Genomic DNA, 18,459 nt, shown 5'->3' on the forward strand with positions numbered 1-18,459 from the left:
CGGTCGCCGCCCCGCCGTGGCGGCTGACAAGACCGACGACGTGCGCACCGTGTACGTGAAAGGCCGCTCCGCCGCCCCGCCCGCGACCACGGCGTCAGCCGCGGCGCCTCCGCACCGCCGTCCTCCTGCCCGACCACACCACCATCGAGGAGCACGCCCCCGCCCCGGAATTGCCGGTCACCCTCGACACACCGGGCAAAAGTCGCCGACTTGCTCAAGCAAGACCCGCGTATGTCACCGTTCGCCCCGGGCCCAACGCACCGGCAACCCGATGAGCCAATTCCTCACCCCTGCGTTCCAATTCGACACGTTCAGCGCCATGCTTTTCTTCGTCGCGATCCGCCACGTACCGATTCATCGCGGCGTCGAAGTCGCCGGCCCAGGGGTACAGGTCGTCCACCAGATCATCGGGCAGGTTGAGGCTCGCTGCCGGGTCATCCGGCATGAAGTCACCGAACCCGTCCGCACGGAAGGGGCCCCAGTGGTACTCGGCCATCATGGTCACGTGGAGGGGATGCGGTGGATTGCCGTGTGAATCCACAGTCCAGCGCAAGCGTGCGCACCCCCAGCACACGAACTTCGCCGTGCCATGCCGAGCGTCCCAATAGCGCACAACCCACGTCGGCCCCAGATGCTGTGCCACGGATTGCGCAAGTTCGCGGCCGGTGCCGACGTGTTTGCGTATGCGGGCCTTGGCTGCCGGCCCTTCCGGCGGGAGAGCGGCGTTCCATGAAAGGAGGCCGTTCACCAAGCTTTGGGGGAGGTCCAGGTCGGGATCTCCCGCCAGCAGGCCGACCGTGAAGTCGTCCGGGGCACTGGCATGGAATCCCGCGGTCGAGGTGTACAGGGGGAAGTCGTCTCCTCTTGCCCACACCAGAAGATGACGAGGTGCCTCTTGCTCATTCATGCTGGAGATGCTCCTACGATGTGAGTGTCGTCGCCCACCATTTTGGTGAACACGGTCTGGTGGGTGGACGCTTCTTTGCCCGCACCCTCCATGGCCGCGACGCTGCCTCCCCGCCCGTGCGGCGCTGGTACGGAGACCGGCCTGACCACCGCGCCTGGCCCGACCGGATCGACGGCGTCGATGTGCGGCACCCTGGCATGACATATGTCATCCCCGAAAATGCGACGTGCGGCCCTGCAAGTCCTACTGCCGATCCTCGTAGACTCAGTAGCATGTTCAAAACTCACAAAGCCGGACGAGACGATGCCTGGGAAGGCGTCATCGTCAATAAGTCCCGAGGCATGCTCGATGGCTCGAACATGTACCACTTCGTCGAGATCCGTATCGCCGACGACGATCCCATGAAGGTCCGGATCAGTCGTCGGCTCTGGAAGTCGGTCGCGGTCGGTGATCGAATCGTCAAGCGGCCGGGCGCCGACCCGGTCAAGGGGTAGCCCTCCGCTACACGTCATATACCGTGAAGGCCAAAAGGTCGGGCCCGGGACTGAGGCCGCAGTCTGGCGCTAACGGATACTGCAGGCCAGCCAAGGCGTCAGACCAGGGCCAGTGATCAGTTCCTTGTACGTCTCATCCCCGGGCAGCGGTACGACGAGCCATTGGCTCGGAGGGAACATCCGGGCCTTGACGAAGGCAAGCCCGCCATACACGGATCTGAGAAATGCGGGAACGGCGTCACGGGGAATGTCGTGGAATTCCACACCGTCTACGGTGATCTGCGCGTCGTCTTCGGGAAAGAGCCGTACGCTCACCGGCGGTGATCCCGCCAGCTCCACGAACGCCTCGTGCGGCAGCGAACCGTCGGGGTCGAACACCGTGAAGAGCGCGGCCGCCGTGCGACGCGATGTCCGGTCCGCGCCGATGTCGTCGGTGACGGACATCGCCAGCTCGAATTCCTCTGCGATACCGCGTATCGCGGCGACTGCCGCCTCGGTGGTCGGCAGGTGCGTGTTGTCCATACCCCTGATCATGCTCGATGCCGGCTGGTGCGAGCAGCATGCCGACGGGCGCTGGCCGGGGGCCATGTCGGCTGGCCATCGCCTGGCCATCGCCTGGCCGGACTGGCAGGTCAGGCGGACCGCGGTGGGTGGTCCGCTGCTCGCCGCCGAGCGGCAGGGGGAGCTCCCGGCGCACGTGCGGCCCGAGAGGCGTCACCACTTTGGCCAGTCAGCCCTCGCACATGGGCTTGCCGAGGTCTGCTGTGAGTCCGTATCCGTAGCCTCGGATTGTACGAAAATGCGATGGAGTTCGTGCAAAGGAAACGATACGCCGCAGTGATCACGGCCCTTGGTGTGGATTCCTCACCCATGAGGGGTAACAGGTGATGAGAATAGGTAAATGCGAGTATCAATGGAGGTATCACCCATGGCTGGTCCTTTTCGCCTGGCCCCGCAGGAAGTGCAGGCACACATCCGTACCTGGGCCTTCGGTAGGCAGACCAAGGTGATCGTCGACTGCAAGGCCGACGGAAACTTCGAGATGACGGCCGGCGGGTCCTCAACCGAAGTCAACGCGCTCAGGGTGGGGCGCAATGAGTTCGAGCGTTCCTTCGGTGGAGTCGAACTGGCTGTCAAAAACCTGACGCTTGAAGACATCACCGTGACGACGGAATAGGCGCGTACCATGCCCTGGACGTTCGACAAGAGTCGAATGGAAGTCGTCGGTCAGCTAACCAATTCCGAGCAGGAAAAGTTCGACATCTTCCAGAACGCGATCCAGAGTGAGGGGCTCCACCCCGCTCAGGCAGCCGCGAGGGCCGGAGACACGAACTACAAGAGGCTGCAGGGCGATCAGTTCCAGATCCGCCTGAGTCAGAGCTCACGTGCCACCTTCCTGGTCCTGGACGACGGAGGAGGCAACGGAAGGGTCGAGATGCTGCAACTCGCCGGCCATACGTAGTCAGGTAAACCGGTATGAGACAGCCGGCTGTTGCGGCTTCTGCACGAGGTGCTGCGCATCCGGCTCGTCTCGTAGCCGTGGTCGTCGGTGGCCGTCGGCCGCCGACGACCTGCGTTGGCGCAACTCGTACGCAGTGCGCTGCGGGAGGCAGGCGAGCCCGCGCGGCGTTCAGCAACTGTGCGTACCCCAACTCCGGGGTGCGGTCCGGCGTGGGGCGCCGCTACCCGGCCCGTTTTAGGAGAGCCGTATCGGAAGCTCGCGCTAGGCCGGCCGAGCATCGGGCAGGATGCGGAAGTCTCGGTGTCCTTCGGGGCTTTCGGCAGTCACGGTGCACTCGGTCACTTCGGCGGCGCCCGGACCTTTGGCCGCCCACCGCACCAGGCATGTGACATTTTCCGGTGAGCCCTCGAACAGGGCCTCCACGTCACCGTTGTGAAGGTTGCGGACCCAACCGGTCACGCCCGATTCCTCGGCCAGTTGACGGCAGGTGTCGCGGTAGTACACGCCCTGCACGAGGCCACGGACGTGAAGGTGTCGTTGGATCATCATGGTGGGCTTTCGGGAGGGGGAGCGGGGGCCGGTCGCCGAAGTCTCTCAGCGGGTTGCCGTGCGACACGGCTGTCAGAGGCGGCCGGTCAGTCGTTCGGCGGTATGGGCCACGGGTTCGGTTCTGGCCTGGCGGAAACCGGTGCCGGCCCACAGGTGGATCAGGTCCGTGTCGCCGGCCGCGGTGGCCGCCTTGCGGAGTGGGCTCGTGAGGTGGTGCAGGGCCGGGTAGCCGGCCGGGGCGTGGGCGGAGTACCGGTCGGTGAAGTGGTTGCGCAGGGCGCGGGCCGGCCGTCCTGTGAAGGCGCGGGTGATGACGGTGGTGTCGAAGTCCGGGTCCGCCAGGGCGGCCTTGTGGGGTGCGGAGGCTCCGCTCTCGTCGGTGCGCAGCAGTACGGTGCCGACCATGGCGGCTTGCGCGCCGGCCTGGAGGACGGCTGCCACGTCGGCGGGGGTGGCGATGCCGCCGGTGGCGATGACCGGCAGGGCGACGGTGTGGCGTACCGCGGTGACGAGGTCGGGCAGGGCGATGGAGGTGACCGGACGTTCGGGGGTCAGCGTGGCCGAGTGCCCGCCGGCGGCCGGCCCCTGCACGATCAGCGCGTCGACGCCGGCATCGACCGCCAGGCGTGCCTCGGCGGGGGTGGTGACGCATTGCAGGACGGTGGTTCCGGCTCGGCGCAGGCTCGTGACGGTCCCGGCGTCGGGGATGCCGAAGGTGAAGGACACCCAGGGGACAGGGTGGGCGACCAGCAATGCGATCTTGTCTGCCCAGTGGTCGTCGTCATCCAGCGGTGCGGTGTCGGACAGCGTCAGCCCGTAGCGGTCGGCCTCGTTCTGCAAAAGGCGTGCGTAATCCTGATATGCCTTAGGGGGCACGGGGATGGGGTTGCGCGCAAAGAGATTGACGCCGAACGGTACGCCCTCGGATTCGACGGTGTGAATCTGCCCGGCGAGTGCCTGCGCGCTCTTGTAGCCGCCGGCCAGAAATCCCAGTCCGCCGGCGCGTGCCGTCGCGGTGACCAGAGCGGGTGTGCTTGCTCCGCCGGCCATGGGCGCGGCCAGGATCGGACGGTCGATATCGAGATGGGTCAGCAGGGTGGTCATGAGAGCTCCATGAGGTACGGGGCCAGGCCGCTGGGGCCGCGGGCGAGGTCGAAGGAGGAACGGGGGACACGGAAGGGCGGTGACGGACGCGGCTTCGGTGAAGGGGCGCCGAGACGCTGGTCAGCGGCAGTACGCGGCAGCAGTGGTGCGGCAGGCCGCGGGCAGTAGAACCCGTACCTGGCCTGTGCCGTATTCGGCGATCAGTACGAGCGCGGCATGAACGGGAGAGCAGGGGCGGCGGATGCCGACCCTGTACCTGTCGCGAGCACTGCCGCCCTCCGTACGACGATCACCCACGGAGATGCAGCGCCTGGGCGGAGCGGAGCCGATACACGCACGGTTTTCGTCGCCTTTCCTGATGGGAGCCGGAAGCTACCGTCGGCCCGTACGGGGTCCGGAAGCCGCCATCGACGCTAGCCAGCCCATAGCCCTCCGTGAAATGCCCGTTAGTCTGCTGTCATGCACGACGCGCATGGACGCCGGTGAAGGCCATGACGAGCACGGACATCGAACTGCGGCACCTGCGGGCTTTCTCTTCCGTGGCGCGCCACCGCTCCTTCTCCCGGGCCGCCGAGGAACTCCTGATCACCCAGCCGGCACTCAGCCGTACGATCGCGCAACTGGAGAACAGGCTGAACGTCCTGCTCCTCGAACGCTCCTCCCGGCACCTGGCGCTGACCGACACCGGTGCGCACTTCCTGGAGCACGCCGAGCGGGTCCTCGCCGCCCTGGACGCAGCGCTGGCCGCCGTCAGGCCCCGTGTCACCCTCCGGCTCGGCTTCGGCTGGCTGCTGCCCGATCCTTGGGCGCAGCGGACCGTCAGCCGTTTCGAGGAGGAGACCGGGGCCTCGGTCGTCCTGACCCGCACCGACGACCCTGTCCAGGCGCTGCGCCGGAGTACCGTCGACATCGCCCTGGTGCGGGGGGACGCCGATGTACCGACGGAGATGCGGAGCGTGCGCCTGTACGACGAGCCCCGCATCGCGGTCTGCTCGGAGCGCAGCGAGCTGACCCGCTTCACGCATCTGGACTGGGCCGATGTCCGGTACTGGCCTCTGGTCGTCAACACGGTCAGCGGAACCACCGGCCCCTCGTCGTGGCCCGTCGGCGAACGCCCGGACGAGATCGTCGAAACGGCCAACTACGACGAGTGGCTGGAGACGGTGGCCGCCAACCGGGGCATCGGCATCGTTCCCGGGGTCGCGCAACGCCGTGCCCAGCACCCCGCCCTCCGCTTCGTCCCCCTCACCAACGCGCCCCTCAGCCCGGTCAGCCTGGTGCATCTGCCCGACACCCAGCGGACGCTGGTCCGCCGCTTCCTGGACGCTGCCCTGCAGAGCACACCTGAGTGACGGTGCCCGGCCCGGTGAGGGCGCCGTGCGCGATTCGGTGAGTGAGTCCCGTGCATGCAATGTGCGGGGCTTCCGAGGACGTACGGCCGAAACCCCCGCGGCCCTCCCACTATGCCCGCAAAGCATGGACGCAGCCCAAGAAGCATTTCCACATGGCCGACCAACTGCCTAGCGTCGAAAGGGAGAAGCCGCCCGACGAGTTGGACCGATGTACGACGGGCCCGCCTCGCTTCCTTCGGCCGCATTCGCAACAGGCATTCGCAACAGAGGAGTCGACGCCATGACCACATTCACCGGATGGATCGCCCGTGAAACTCCCGACGGGCATCGCACGACCCTCGAAGAACTCGACAGCGAGGTTCTGGACGACCGTGACACCACCCTGCGGGTGCACTATTCCAGCATCAACTACAAGGACGCCCTTGCCTTGCACGGCCGTCCCGGTGTGATCCGCCGCCGCCCCCTCGTGACCGGTATCGACGCCACCGGGGAGGTTCTCGCCTCCCGTCACCCCCGCTGGCGCCCGGGCGATCTCGTCACCCTGAACGGTGCCGGGCTGGGGGAGGACCGGCATGGCGGCCTCGCCGGTCTCGCGGCCGTCGACGGAGCGGACCTCGTCCCCGTGCCCGCCCCCTTCACCCCGGCCCAGGCCGCGGCCATCGGTACCGCCGGGTTCACCGCGGCGCTCAGCCTCCTCGCCCTCGAACGGCATGGACTGGCCCCCGCGCACGGACCTGTCCTGGTCACCGGTGCCGGCGGCGGCGTCGGCTCGGTCGCCATCGCGCTGCTGGCCGACTCCGGGTACGAGGTGATCGCCGTGACCGGCCGTCCGGACACCCTCCATGACCGGCTCACCAGGCTCGGCGCCGCCCACGTCGTCGACCGAGCGGAGCTCGACCCGCAGGGCAAGCCGCTCGCCAAGCAGCGCTGGGCAGGAGTGGTCGACGCGGTCGGTGGCCCCCTCCTGGCCGGCGCCCTCGCCGGGCTGCGGCACTCCGGTACCGCCACCACCTGCGGCCTCGCCGCCGGCGCCGCGTTCCCCGGAAACGTCATGCCGTTCATCCTCCGCGGCATCTCCCTCCTCGGCATCGACTCCGTCCGCACGCCGCGCGAGCGCCGCGAAGCCGCCTGGCAGCTCCTCGCCCGCCACCTCGACCCGGGCCTGCTCGACACCGTGACCCGCTCCGTCCCCCTCGCGGCCGCGCAGGACGCCGCCGCGGACGTGCTCGCGGGCCACGGGACAGGCCGTACCGTCGTCGACGTCCGCGCGCGCTGACCGCACTCGCGCGAACTCTCCCTCCGTACGTCGTCACCTGTCGGCCGCGAAGAGGCCGTACGCAGTCATTCGCCGGCCGCGCAAAAAGGCCGTACGCCGTCACCGCCGGCCGCGCATATAACCACGCGATGCATGGCGGACAGGACTGATCCGATCCGATCCGAGGAACACCCATGAACGACACACGCACCACCCCGCGCACCAACCCGCGCGCCTTCGACGAACTCATGGCGCTCCGCGGCGGCGAGCGGCCGGCGCCCGGCGAGGTGACGATCAGCGGTTCCGACCCGCTGTTCGTATCGCCGTTCCGCATCGGCCGGACGCTCGCCGACGCGTTGGCGGCCCGCGCGGTTGCGGCGAATGATCTCTGGGAACTGCGTACGGGCCTGCGGCAGCAGATCGGGGTCGATGTACGGGCCGCGGCCGCCACGGCCCTCGGCGGCGAGGACATGACACTCGCGCGCGACGCGGCGGGGGCATACCGGCCCATCCCGGTCTCGCCGGATGTCGAGCACATGGCATCGCTCACCCAGCCCTGGCGGACCGCCGACGACCTCTGGTTCGTGCCCCACTTCAACCTTCCGCACCTCGAACGGCGCGTGCTGGACGTGTTGGACTGCGAGGCCACCCCCGCCTCGGTCGAGGCTGCGGTCCGTAAGTGGAAGGCGGACGATCTCGATGAGGCGATCGCCGCCGCCGACGCGTGCGGTGGCGTCGTCCGCACCACGCCGGAGTGGCTGGCGCACCCGCAGGGCGCCTACCTCGCCGCGCGCCCGGTCGTCGAGATCACCAAGATCGGTGACAGCGCCCCCGAGCCGCTGCCCGACGGCTCCGAGCCGCTCGCGGGCATCCGCGTGCTCGACCTGACCCGTATCCTCGCCGGCCCCACCACCGCCCTGGGCATGGCCGAGCACGGGGCTGATGTGCTCATGGTCACCGCGCCGCACCTTCCCCAGGTACCGCCGTTCGTCCGCGACACCAGCCATGGCAAGCGCAGCGCCTACCTGGACTTCACCCAGCCGGACCAGGCAGCGCGCCTGCGCGAACTCGTCGCCGACGCTGACGTGTTCATCGAGGGCTACCGTCCGCACCGCATGGAGGCGCACGGCTTCGGCCCGAGCGACCTCGCGGCCGTACGCCCGGGGCTGGTGTACGTGACCGTCAACTGCTTCGGCTCGGGCGGCCCGCTCGGGGCCCGGGCCGGCTGGGACCAGGTGGCTCAGGCGGTCACCGGCGTCTGCGACATCCAGGGCCAGGCGACGAAAGCAGGCCGCCCACAACTGACACCGGTCTTCCTCTGCGACTTCCTCACCGGCTACCTGGGCAGCTTCGGCGCCATGCTCGCCCTCGCCCGCCGCGCCCGCAAAGGCGGCACGTACCGCGTCCAGGTGTCCCTCTGCCAGTCCGCGATGCTCGTCCAGCGACAGGGCCTGATCAGCGGCTTCGAGGACGCTGCTGGCCGACTCGACCCCGAGGAGTTCGCACGTTACGCGGTGGCCGACGACGCCACCGCGTACGGCGACCTCAAGAGCCTCGGCCCGGTCATCCGCATGTCCGGGACGCCGCCCCACTGGTCGAGGACGACCCCGCGCCTGGGCAGTTCGCGGCCGGAGTGGATTCCGCGCTGATTCCGGGAGGGCACGTATGGGAGGGATGCAGTGGCCGTGCGGTCAGCCGGTCAGGTGAGGTTGCCTTCGATGGCGGCGATGTAGCGCTTGACGGAGTGGTCGCGGACGCCGTCCGAGGCGGGGGCGAAGGGGTCTGCGGTCAGTCCCTTGGCGCGGTCCGTGAGGCCGCCCATCAGGCTCATCGATTCGTGGATCTTGCCGGCGGAGTCGATGTACCTCAGGCTTTCGACGTGGGTGAAGGCGGGCTCGGGCGGCATCTGCGGCACGATGTCGTTGTTGTTGACGAAGCGGAACACGCGGCCCTTCAAACCCTTGTTGTAGGCGTCGGCCAGGGTGCGGTCGCAGGTGCGGGGCTGTCCGTAGGTGTAGATGCTGTCCGCCTGCAGTTTCGGCTCCTCCAGGTACATCCGCGCCCCGGCGAGCATCGCCAGGGCGCCGCCGAGGCTGTGGCCGGTGAACCACACCGTCTGGTTGTTGGTGCGCAGTTCGGCCAGGGCGTCCTTGAGGCTCGGGAAGATCGCCTGGAGAGCTTCGGCGAAGCCGTAGTGGACGTAGCCGGTCTTGGCTGGGCCGGGCCACGGGGGAGTGGTGGTGTCCGAGAGCCAGTCGCGGATCTGCGCCGGTTCCGTGCCGCGGAAGGCAGTGATGATCATGTGGTCGCCGGCGGCGGTGTACGCCTGGGTGTCCTCCAGCGGGAACGGTGGGGTGAACCGCGTCTGGTGGTGGCGCACCTGGTCGAAGCCCCAGTCGCGTACCTGCGATTCGATGGTGGCTTCGTCCTTGTAGGCCAGGTCCGACGCCCGGGCCAGCCAGTAGGCCAACGGGAGGCTGTAGCCGCTGGTGGAACGGTGGTCGATCGCGGGCGGTGCGCTCACGGGGACGGTCCTTTCGCTCGGTTCGACGGCCGTGCCGCACACCGGTGCCTTGTGGCGCGCGTTCTGTCGTGCCGTTCACGTGATCTGTGCGCAGTGCCCCGCGATCTGACGCATTGTTCCCTCTTTTGGGTGGTACGCCGGGTGGTACGCCCGGGGCTGCGTAGCTGTGAGCCGCACCAGGCGGTCGTCTTACCCATGTACGGGGCCGGGCTGGAGGCGGGTAGGTCAGCGACCGTCGTCCCGGGTGAGGCTGGGCCCGTACGGGCTCCGCCGATCGTGTGGATGCCGGTGCGGTCTCAGCAGAAGGGGGGCGGGTGCTGGTGCATCGGGTCCGTTGGCTCGGGGCGGCGTTACTCCAGCTGATGGTCATCTTCTACAAGAGCATCGACGTCACCGGCTATCGGCCCTGCTCAACCTACGTGGCCGCCACCGCCGTACTGCCCGTCGATGAGCCCCTGCAAGCGGTACAGTCCCGGCGAGCCGATCGGAGCCGGGGGGAAAGATTGAACAGCTCAATCAGTCAGGTCGTGATCGCGATACTGGGCATCGGTGGGACGCTCGCAGCCGCCGTGATCACACAGCGCGGTGCCGACCGGGCCAGGACCCGCGAGCTGGAGCATACGAGGCAACTCCAGCGAGAAGAACGCGAATACGCCGCCCATGAGGCGCAGATGGAACAGCGGCGCACCTGTTATGCCGCTCTCAGCGCCGGTACCCGCGACTTGGCCAACGTGATGGCGAAAGTCCTGCACGCCTTGGAGAAAGGCGAGCTGACCGAGGAACTGCGGTCGGACCTGGACCGGGCACGCCGCGACCACCGTTTGCGGCACGCCGAGGCCCAGATGATCCTGCCTGACGGCGTGGCCCGAGCCGCCAGTACGGCGAATCGTTACCTCGGCGACCTGTACGGCCTGTTGATGCGCCCCCATGGGAACACCGCCCGCGACGGAGAAAGCCTGGAAGCCGCCCGGGAGGGCTTGGACAAGCTGTGGGACCCCCTATGGGCCATGCGTCACGTCATGCGTGTCGACCTGGGTATCACGGCCCCCGACCAGGACCAGCGCCAGGGGGAGGCGGACCGTTGCCAGGCCTGATGGAATTGGCGTACACCACGGCCGGCGGTGTGGTAGGTGCCGCGGTGACCGCCTACATCTCCAGGAATCACGAGCGTCGTCAACTTCGTTCCGCTGTGATGGACCAGCTTCAACGCGTGTGGCTGGTCCGTGCCGGGGTGTGTGACATCGTGCCGCGCCGCACCGGACGCCCCGCCGCGTACATGGGGGGCGGTCAGCTGTCGGCCACAGGCGAGCTCGGGTTTTCGGCAGTGCTGGAGGACGGCAGCGATGCGGAGCGTACGCTGCGCGAAGCCGTCGCGGGTCTCGTGGTGGCGTCGCTCTCAGCCGGCATACCGCGCAGGGTTCTGGACTTCGCGGGAGGCGGCGAGGAGCGTGCCCTGCAGTGCGAGGTGATCCGGCTCGCGGACCAGCGCGTCGGCGGGATACTGGGCGAGTCGCTCGAAGAGCTGATGACCGCATGTGCCGAGTACCGGGAGGCGACGGCCCAGCTTCTGCTCCAGGCGCTGTGGCACCCGTGGCAGGTCAGATGGCGCATGACCGTACGTATCCGTGCACTCCGCACAGAGGTGGAGGCGCTGCATCGCAAGCAACAGGCGGCCGTAACGCTCCTGGCCCGAGCAGCGCAGCGGTAGCTGTGCGCCAGTGGCCCCGGAGAGAGTAGGTGACGTCCCGAGGAATCAACGGCACCAACTGTCTCGGGGGGCGAAATGGGCTGCAGCGCCACCGTTCGTACGGCCCGCCCCTGCTCCGGTTCGGACGCTACCGACGAAGACTCGGTCCCCGACCCGAACGCCAGCGGCGGAATGACCACCAGCATTGTGCTGAGGAACAAGAGCAACCACCTGCAAGTACGGCGGCTTTCCCGGCGTCGCCCGCGCTGCCGAGCCCGAACGGTCGGGGCGAAGGACCTGCGCACACCGCGAGCGCCTGGCTCCTCTAGGCGGGAATTGCGTAATGCGCTACGTAGATCGCGCCCGAACAGCGCTGTGAGGCCGTCCTCGCATTTAACGTCGACGGCGTAAGCCGAGAACAGCTCTGGGCGGGGCCGGCTCAGAGATTGAAGGGTGAACAAGGAGGTGACGGCGGCGAGAGGTACCCGGAGGCCCGTCCCGACTTCTAGGTCGTCCGGATCCACCACCCCTGACCGGTCTCTCGTAACGGCTGGCAGTGCCTGCGGGGCACCTGCAATTCGAAAGGAATGCTGGATGAAGATGCGCCGCGCTCTGACGGCCGCCGCAGCGGCCGCCGCCCTGCTCCCCATGGCGATGGCCGCTGCGCCCGCCTCCCAGGCAGCCCCTGCCGCGGACCTGTCGAAGTGTTCCGACGTAGGGGATCCCAACGGTGGAAACGCCTTCGAGGGCCGCTCGTTCGGCGTACCCGCCTCGATCACTCTTGGCGCGGACTGGACGACCTACACCGCCACACTCACCAACGCCTCGGCGAAGGAAATGAAGTCGTTCGAACTCAGTGGCAAGGTGCTCAGTTATGTCTACAACGAGGGCGAGCTCGACCTGAGCCCGTACAGCGATCTGCAGTACTGGGACACCACGCAACACGACTGGAAGACGCTGAAGGACGCCAACGGAAAACCCCGCGGCACCATACCCGCCCCGAAGACGCTGAAGCCCCGCGAGTCCGTCCACGTGAAACTGCGGTTCAGGGTGCACAAAGACCTGCCCATGGACCATGCGTACGACGCGTTCACCGGTATCACCGGCAGCTTCGTCAGCCGCTACAACGGCACGGACTGCACGGTCAACAGCGATGCCGGCGGCAGCTTCTACCCCCGCGAGGGCTGAGACCCGCGGGGAGGGCTGCCGCGGAAACGGCCCGACAGTGGCAGTTCTCGAAGACCTCCGCCGTGGTGAAGACATTTACGCTCACCACACCGGAGATCTTCGTGTTTCACCGCCAGTGACCACGGCTCAGGCACACGGCGAATGGCAGGTGGAGATCGCCGAGGGACGTGGACGTGAACGGCGACCCCGCGGGCGAGGTCGAATTGCCCCCGGCTTCATCGGATTCAGCGCCTGGCCGTCGCCGATCGCGACCACCTGGTGAATTACCTTCACAATTAGCTAGGTTGCCCTCGTCTCATCCGATTCTCACAGGGGGAGTGGCAGCCATGCGGAACCAGCACAAGACCTTCCAGGCGATCGAGGTCGGTGACGGCGGCGACGGGCGGTGGGCCGCCCATGCCCGGACCCTGTGGCAGGACATGGAGGGACTGCTGACCGAGGAGGGCCGGACTCCGGAGGGCGCGGACCGTGTTCGCGCGCTGTTCCGTACGCACATGCCGGAACTGATGCCGGTTCTGGACCGCCTGGCCGTCCAACTCGACCGGCCCGAGGCCCGAGCCTTTCTCACCCATGCGGCACTGCGGCCGTTCTCCCCGGCCTGCACCCAGATCGGCCGGAACGGCACTCTGCTGCGCAACTACGACTTCCCGCCCGATCAGTGTGAGGGCACCATCGTCTCCTCCTGCTTCCTGCGCCCCGTGATCGGGATGCAGGACGTGCTGTGGGGGTTGCTGGACGGGATGAACGACGCTGGTCTCGCGGTCTCGCTCACCTTCGGCGGACGTTCCGTCTACGGACGTGGCTTCGCCATTCTCATCGTGGTGCGCTACCTGCTGGAGACGTGCGACACCGTCGATGAGGCGGTCGGCAGGCTGCGGTCCCTGCCGGTCGCCGTCCCGCAGAACCTCACCCTTGTCGATGCCGCGAAGGCGGTGACGGTGTTCGTGGGGCCGGATATGTCGCCGACGGTGGCGCCGGATGCCTGCGCCGCCAATCACCAGCATCTGCCGGTGACCGACGAGCAGGAGCGGGCCTCGCGGACGCAGGAGCGGTTGCGCGCCATTCGCGCCGCGGGTGCGGACGTGGCGGCGATGCTGAAGCCGCCGTTGTATCGATCCGTCGACGAGCAGGGGGTGGGAACGCTCTACACGGCCCGCTACCGCCCCGTCGAGGGCCGAGTGACGTACTACTGGCCCGGTGAGTCCTGGCAACAGTCCTTCGGTGACTTCGTACCCGGATCCCGCACCGTGACCTTGAACCGGGCCAGTTGAGAGGCTTCCGGACTCCTGCTCGGCCGGTCGACCGGATACGTAAGGACATCCTCGCCTCCAGCGACCCCGTCGGCACGATCGCCTACCGATGGGGCATCTCGCACCTCAACCGCTACGCCGAACGGCCCCCCACGACCGCGCCCCGCAAGTAGCCCGGCGCCAGCGGCATGGCAGCATTTCTCATAACGAGTGTTGTGTGAATTCGCACGGCTCGATACGGTGCCGCCATCCGCTGTACTCAGGACGGAGAGCCGTGATCAACATGTACGACGTCGCAGTGGTCGGAGCCGGCTTCGCCGGTGTGGTCGCAGCGCGCGATCTCAGCGCCGAGGGCTACTCGGTGGTGCTGTGTGAAGCGCGCGACAGGATCGGAGGCCGGACCTACACGGGTGAGGCGTTCGGTCGCTCGGTGGAGTTCGGTGGTGCGTACGCGCACTGGACCCAGCCGCACATCTGGCGCGAACTGACGCGTTACGGGATGGGCCTGTCCGCGCCGATGGAGGCCGAGAGGGTGCACTGGCTCGCCGACGGCACCGTGCATTCGGGTACGGCGGCCGAGTACGCGAGCCTCTGCGGCCCGCTGATCGCCCGTTACCTGCACGACGCGCGGGCCCGGTTCCCGCAGCCGTTCGACCTTGCCGCCGCCGACACCGGCGCGATCGAGAAGGAGACGCTGGGGGACCGGCTCGACGCGCTGAACCTGTCCGCGTACGACCGGGACGTGCTCGACGGCATGCTGGCGTCGTTGGTCCACTCCTACAGCGAGCAGGGCATCGCCCAGTTCCTCCTGTGGGCCGCGACCACCTTCGGCGACTGGGGCGCGTTCCTCGAAACCGCCGGAGCCTGGCCCATCGCGGGCGGAACCAAGCGGCTGCTCGACGCCATCGCCGGTGAGTCGAAGGCCGAGCTTCGCCTGTCCACGCCGGTGACGGCGATCGAGGATGACGGGGCCGGGGTCACCGTGACCACCCGGGAGGGTGACCGCGTCCGGGCGCGGTATGCCGTCGTCGCACTCCCGCTCAACACTTTGGGCGACGTGGCCATCACCCCTGCGGTGGCTCAGCCGGTGCGTACCATGATCGAGCAGAAGCACCCGGTGAAGGCGCTCAAGCTCTGGGTGCGGGTCCGGGGCGAGATAGCGCCCTTCGCCGCCGGGGCTCCGGTCGGCAAGCACCCCGTCAACGCCGCCAGGACGGAATACCACCACGACGGGGACACCCTCGTCATGTGCTTCTGCTCCGACGCCTCGGCGATCGACGGCGATGACCGCGCGGCGGTGCAACGCGCCCTGCGGGCCTTCGTCCCCGGCATCGAAGTGGTCGACACCGCCTGCCATGACTGGGTGTCGGATCCGTTCTCACAGGGCGCCTGGGCGCATCACCGGCCAGGGAACCTGACCCAAGCCGTGCCCCTGATGCGTGAGTCCCACGGACGCATCCGCTTCGCCGGCGGTGACATCGCGGCGATCGGCGTCGGCGGCATCGACGGTGCCATCGAGACCGGAGCCCAGGCGGCCCGGGGAATTGCTCGGGCTCTGGCCGGTGACGGCGCTTGACCGTACCCGTTCGAGCGGCCAGGGGTGGGCCGCGGCCGACCGGCGCCGGCCATCCGCCCCTCCGTACGGCGGATGGCCGGCATCAAGCTCGTCGCTTACGAGTCGGCCGCGCGGCGGGCGCCCGGAGGCGGGGCGATCAAGGTGATGGCGGCATCGAGGAGGGCCTGGACCCGGCCCGGTGTGAACCTCTTGGGCTCGATGGGGAACATCATCATCCAGCCGTCGCCGATGGCGCCGATTTGGTCGGCGAGCAGGTCGGCGGGGATGTCGTCGCGGATGGTCCCCTGGGCCTGTCCGGCCGAGAGGAGCGAGGCCAGCGCGCTGCGGTGCCGGGCGTAGCGCCGCTCGATGACGGCGGCGAAAGCCGGTTCGTACCGTGCGTGGACGAGCAGCTGGGACATCACGGGCCAGAACTCGGGATCGTCCGTGGTACGGAGCAGCCACCGTTCAAGGATCGCCCGGATGTCGGGCTGGTCCCGGCCGGCCGCGAGCATGGCGTCGAAGCCGTCGAACCGGCTCTCGGCCAACGCGGTGACCAGTTCCTCCTTGTTCGCGAAGTAGTACGTCACCGCTCCGGTCGTGCACCCCGCGCGGTGGGCCACCTTGCGCAGCGAGGTGTTGGCGTAGCCCTCCTGCGCGATCACCGAGGCCGCCGCCTTGAGCAGCTCGGCCCGTTTCGCCGCGCGGTCGCCTGCCGGGCGGCCGCGCCGCGCGGCAGGCCCGGTTCCGGCATCGTTGTTCGCTGGTCGGGTCGGGTTGTCGGACACCCTGTGATTCTGCCACACAATTAACGTAACAACTGTTGTGTAAAACGCTGAGGGCTCGCTACGGTGCTGCCACCACCTGACCTACGGGAGGAACACCCATGCAGGAGTCAGTGAGGGAAGCATTTCGCAACGACGGCGCCGTCCTCATGAAGGGCTGCCTCGACGCAGCGCAGTTGGCGCAGTGCCGGGAGGCGTACGACTGGGCCGTTGAACACCCCGGGCCCAACGCGTCGCGCATGTTCCACGGGACCGAGCAGCAGTCGCACGTCGACAACGCCAACCCGCTCGCCAAGCCCCGGCTGGACGCGATGGTCCCGGCGCTGCCGTTCGGCCGGCTGTTCGCCGATCTGTGGGGCTCGCGGCACGTGTGGTACTTCGCCGAGGAGATATTCCTCAAGGCCGGCGGACGAGGTGCCCGTACGGCGTGGCACCAGGACACCGCGTACCTGCCCTGGGCCGGTGATCACTGGGCGAATGCGTGGATCAGCTTCCAGGCACTCCCGAAAGCGAACTCGCTGGAAATCATCCGCGGTTCCCGCCACGGCACCCAGTACGACGGGGCCACTTTCGCCAACCCCGACGACCCGACCGAACCCCTCCACGGCGGTGGCGAACTGCCGCGCCTGCCGGACATCGACGCCGAACTCGCGCGCGACCCCGACGCCTATGACGTGCTTTCCTGGGCGACCGAACCGGGTGATGTCGTTGTGCTGCATCCCCGCGCGTTGCATGGCGGCGCGCATGTCGATGCCGCGTGCCCGGAGCGCCACACGCTGGTGTTGCGTTTCTTCGGTGACGACGCGACGTTCCGTCCTCTCCCGGAGGAGAACAAGCACTTCGCGCGGAACGGCGTTCTCTTTGTGGAGGAGATGGCGAAGCTGAACGCAGGCGACCCGTTCCGCTCGCCCGTATTCCGTCAGCTCGTCTGACCGGGCCCGCGATGAGGTCTCACGGAATGACACGCCGGTCGGTCAACCCGCCTCCCACCGGAATGCTGTACGACAGGCTGCACTTCTCGCAGGCGACCCGCGTCGGCGACACGATCTGGGTATCGGGCCAGGTCGGGATCGACGTCTCCACGATGACGCCGGCCGACGGAATGGACGCCCAGGCCCGGCTGGCCTTCGAAGGCGTACGGGCTGCCCTGGAAGCCGGGGGAGCGGGCCTGCAGGACATTGTCGAGCTCACCACGTTCCATACCGACCTGCGCGGCGACATGGACGCCTTCAGCCGGGTCAAGGACGAGTACATTGCCGCCCCTTACCCCTCGTGGACCGCGGTCGGAGTGGAGCAGCTGGCTCTTCCCGAATTGCTGGTGGAGATACGTGCTGTTGCTGTGGTGGGTTGCGGCGATCACGTCGATGGGAGTTAGTACGGGCGTTCACCGGCCGGCTGAGGAGTGGGTGGGCGGTCGTTGCGGAAGTCGTTGGCTTCGCCGCTGTTCCTTCGGGCAAGGCCTCGGCAAGTGTTCGATGCCGCCCGCGCCGCGCCACCGCGTGGTGCGGGCGGCGCGGTGTGGGATATCTGCCGGGTGCCTGGGCCCCTGTTCGGATCATAAACGAGACACGCTCTCCATGCTGCCGCCCAGGAACCGGAGTCACCCCATAAGATCAGCTGCGACCTTTCCATTCAGCGCCCCCGTCATACGGCGACCGGCCAGAAAGGCTCGTCCGTGCATCGCTGGCTTTCCGAAGGGCGCCGCTCGGCGGTAAGCCTGGCCATCGCGGCCTGCGCGGCAGTAATCCTTCCCATGGACAGCGTGGTGCGGATTTCGACAGCGGATGTCGGCGTACTCGTATTCTTCGCCTACCTGCTTCCCTACCTCGCGCTCACCCTGACAGCCTTCTTGGGTTCCACTCCGGAACAGGTCCGCTCGTGGGCACATCGTGAAGCTCGTGGCACGTTCATGCAGCGCTATGTCATCGGCACCGCACCCGGGCCCGGGGCGTCCCTCTTCATCGCGGCTGCCGCGCTGGTGGTGGCGGTGCTGTGGCTTCCCGGCCACCTCAGCACCACCTTCTCCGCGCTCCCGCGCACGCTGGTGGCTCTCGCTCTCGTGATCGTGGCCTGGGTCTGCGTGGTGGTGGCTTTCGCGGTCACCTTCCAGGCCGACAACCTCGTAGAGAACGAGCAGGCTCTCGACTTTCCCGGCGAGGATTCGCCGGCCTGGGCCGACTACGTCTATTTCGCATTGGCGGCGATGACGACGTTCGGCACCACCGACGTCAATGTGACCTCTCGGGATATGCGACGGACCGTGGCGGCGAACACGGTCATCGCCTTTGTCTTCAACACCGTTACGGTCGCGAGTCTGGTGTCCGCGCTGGGGCACCGCTGACCCGCC

The 18,459-nt window shown here is 68.1% G+C and carries 21 protein-coding genes; 15 read left to right on the forward strand and 6 right to left on the reverse strand.

The window, feature by feature from the left end; genetic code table 11:
• Positions 1-214: 214 nt before the first annotated feature.
• The gene (locus tag CP984_RS40280; RefSeq protein ID WP_030182174.1) at positions 215-907 is read right to left on the reverse strand and encodes a hypothetical protein; all 693 of its coding nucleotides are present in this window, start codon (positions 905-907) and stop codon (positions 215-217) included.
• Positions 908-927: 20 nt separating this feature from the next.
• On the opposite strand from CP984_RS40280, the gene CP984_RS40285 reads away from it, so the two are divergent.
• Positions 928-1,401: a DUF7489 domain-containing protein gene (locus tag CP984_RS40285; RefSeq protein ID WP_129820937.1), complete on the forward strand. Its 474-nt coding sequence runs from the start codon at positions 928-930 to the stop codon at positions 1,399-1,401.
• Between the two features lie 69 nt (positions 1,402-1,470).
• Here the strand turns inward: CP984_RS40285 and CP984_RS40290 are convergent, their stop codons facing one another.
• A complete protein-coding gene (locus CP984_RS40290; RefSeq protein ID WP_003979204.1) occupies positions 1,471-1,923 on the reverse strand; it encodes a hypothetical protein in 453 nt (150 codons plus the stop codon).
• Between the two features lie 406 nt (positions 1,924-2,329).
• Between CP984_RS40290 and CP984_RS40295 the strand changes: the two genes are divergently transcribed.
• Both CP984_RS40295 and CP984_RS40300 read left to right on the forward strand, forming a co-directional pair.
• Positions 2,330-2,578 carry a hypothetical protein gene (locus tag CP984_RS40295; RefSeq protein ID WP_030819637.1) on the forward strand — a complete coding sequence of 83 codons (249 nt, stop codon included), beginning with the start codon at positions 2,330-2,332 and terminating at the stop codon, positions 2,576-2,578.
• Between the two features lie 9 nt (positions 2,579-2,587).
• Positions 2,588-2,863 carry a hypothetical protein gene (locus CP984_RS40300; protein ID WP_030182172.1) on the forward strand — a complete coding sequence of 92 codons (276 nt, stop codon included), beginning with the start codon at positions 2,588-2,590 and terminating at the stop codon, positions 2,861-2,863.
• Between the two features lie 261 nt (positions 2,864-3,124).
• Here CP984_RS40300 and CP984_RS40305 read toward each other — a convergent pair whose 3' ends face one another.
• Both CP984_RS40305 and CP984_RS40310 read right to left on the reverse strand, forming a co-directional pair.
• Positions 3,125-3,412: an acylphosphatase gene (locus CP984_RS40305; RefSeq protein ID WP_003979207.1), complete on the reverse strand. Its 288-nt coding sequence runs from the start codon at positions 3,410-3,412 to the stop codon at positions 3,125-3,127.
• A gap of 72 nt (positions 3,413-3,484) precedes the next feature.
• Positions 3,485-4,516 carry an NAD(P)H-dependent flavin oxidoreductase gene (locus CP984_RS40310; RefSeq protein ID WP_003979208.1) on the reverse strand — a complete coding sequence of 344 codons (1,032 nt, stop codon included), beginning with the start codon at positions 4,514-4,516 and terminating at the stop codon, positions 3,485-3,487.
• 491 nt (positions 4,517-5,007) lie between these two features.
• Here CP984_RS40310 and CP984_RS40315 point away from each other — a divergent pair, with 491 nt between their 5' ends.
• The 3 genes from CP984_RS40315 to CP984_RS40325 all read left to right on the forward strand — a co-directional run bounded on the left by CP984_RS40315 (position 5,008) and on the right by CP984_RS40325 (position 8,772).
• A complete protein-coding gene (locus CP984_RS40315; RefSeq protein WP_003979209.1) occupies positions 5,008-5,868 on the forward strand; it encodes a LysR family transcriptional regulator in 861 nt (286 codons plus the stop codon).
• A gap of 280 nt (positions 5,869-6,148) precedes the next feature.
• The gene (locus CP984_RS40320; protein WP_003979210.1) at positions 6,149-7,144 is read left to right on the forward strand and encodes an acrylyl-CoA reductase family protein; all 996 of its coding nucleotides are present in this window, start codon (positions 6,149-6,151) and stop codon (positions 7,142-7,144) included.
• Between the two features lie 173 nt (positions 7,145-7,317).
• A complete protein-coding gene (locus tag CP984_RS40325; RefSeq protein WP_003979211.1) occupies positions 7,318-8,772 on the forward strand; it encodes a CoA transferase in 1,455 nt (484 codons plus the stop codon).
• A 50-nt stretch (positions 8,773-8,822) separates the two neighbouring features.
• Here CP984_RS40325 and CP984_RS40330 read toward each other — a convergent pair whose 3' ends face one another.
• The gene (locus CP984_RS40330; RefSeq protein WP_003979212.1) at positions 8,823-9,647 is read right to left on the reverse strand and encodes a lipase family protein; all 825 of its coding nucleotides are present in this window, start codon (positions 9,645-9,647) and stop codon (positions 8,823-8,825) included.
• Between the two features lie 362 nt (positions 9,648-10,009).
• Here CP984_RS40330 and CP984_RS40335 point away from each other — a divergent pair, with 362 nt between their 5' ends.
• The 6 genes from CP984_RS40335 to CP984_RS40365 all read left to right on the forward strand — a co-directional run bounded on the left by CP984_RS40335 (position 10,010) and on the right by CP984_RS40365 (position 15,348).
• The gene (locus CP984_RS40335; RefSeq protein ID WP_226048758.1) at positions 10,010-10,741 is read left to right on the forward strand and encodes a hypothetical protein; all 732 of its coding nucleotides are present in this window, start codon (positions 10,010-10,012) and stop codon (positions 10,739-10,741) included.
• A 44-nt stretch (positions 10,742-10,785) separates the two neighbouring features.
• Positions 10,786-11,355, forward strand: coding sequence for a hypothetical protein (locus CP984_RS40340; protein ID WP_129820938.1), 570 nt, complete (start codon positions 10,786-10,788; stop codon positions 11,353-11,355).
• A gap of 573 nt (positions 11,356-11,928) precedes the next feature.
• Positions 11,929-12,522 carry a hypothetical protein gene (locus CP984_RS40350; RefSeq protein WP_003979215.1) on the forward strand — a complete coding sequence of 198 codons (594 nt, stop codon included), beginning with the start codon at positions 11,929-11,931 and terminating at the stop codon, positions 12,520-12,522.
• A 326-nt stretch (positions 12,523-12,848) separates the two neighbouring features.
• Positions 12,849-13,793, forward strand: a complete 945-nt coding sequence (locus CP984_RS40355) for a C45 family autoproteolytic acyltransferase/hydolase (protein ID WP_003979216.1) — start codon at positions 12,849-12,851, stop codon at positions 13,791-13,793.
• Positions 13,790-13,945 (forward strand): hypothetical protein, encoded by a 156-nt coding sequence (locus CP984_RS40360; protein ID WP_226048759.1) that lies wholly within the window; start codon positions 13,790-13,792, stop codon positions 13,943-13,945. The genes CP984_RS40355 and CP984_RS40360 overlap by 4 nt, the downstream gene beginning before the upstream one ends.
• Positions 13,946-14,055: 110 nt before the next feature.
• Positions 14,056-15,348, forward strand: coding sequence for a flavin monoamine oxidase family protein (locus CP984_RS40365; RefSeq protein WP_030182165.1), 1,293 nt, complete (start codon positions 14,056-14,058; stop codon positions 15,346-15,348).
• Positions 15,349-15,443: 95 nt separating this feature from the next.
• On the opposite strand, the gene CP984_RS40370 is transcribed toward CP984_RS40365, so the two are convergent.
• Complete coding sequence (locus CP984_RS40370; protein ID WP_003979218.1) at positions 15,444-16,115, reverse strand: TetR/AcrR family transcriptional regulator; 672 nt, start codon at positions 16,113-16,115, stop codon at positions 15,444-15,446.
• Positions 16,116-16,213: 98 nt separating this feature from the next.
• Here CP984_RS40370 and CP984_RS40375 point away from each other — a divergent pair, with 98 nt between their 5' ends.
• The 3 genes from CP984_RS40375 (at position 16,214) to CP984_RS40385 (ending at position 18,453) form a co-directional block, all read left to right on the forward strand.
• A complete protein-coding gene (locus CP984_RS40375) occupies positions 16,214-17,044 on the forward strand; it encodes a phytanoyl-CoA dioxygenase family protein (RefSeq protein WP_003979219.1) in 831 nt (276 codons plus the stop codon).
• 26 nt (positions 17,045-17,070) lie between these two features.
• Complete coding sequence (locus CP984_RS40380; RefSeq protein WP_003979220.1) at positions 17,071-17,487, forward strand: RidA family protein; 417 nt, start codon at positions 17,071-17,073, stop codon at positions 17,485-17,487.
• A gap of 300 nt (positions 17,488-17,787) precedes the next feature.
• A complete protein-coding gene (locus tag CP984_RS40385; RefSeq protein WP_030182147.1) occupies positions 17,788-18,453 on the forward strand; it encodes a DUF1345 domain-containing protein in 666 nt (221 codons plus the stop codon).
• The last annotated feature ends 6 nt before the right edge of the window (positions 18,454-18,459 follow it).

Origin of the sequence: Streptomyces rimosus (assembly GCF_008704655.1) — a bacterium.
In the GTDB taxonomy this organism is placed as follows: Bacteria; Actinomycetota; Actinomycetes; order Streptomycetales; family Streptomycetaceae; genus Streptomyces; species Streptomyces rimosus.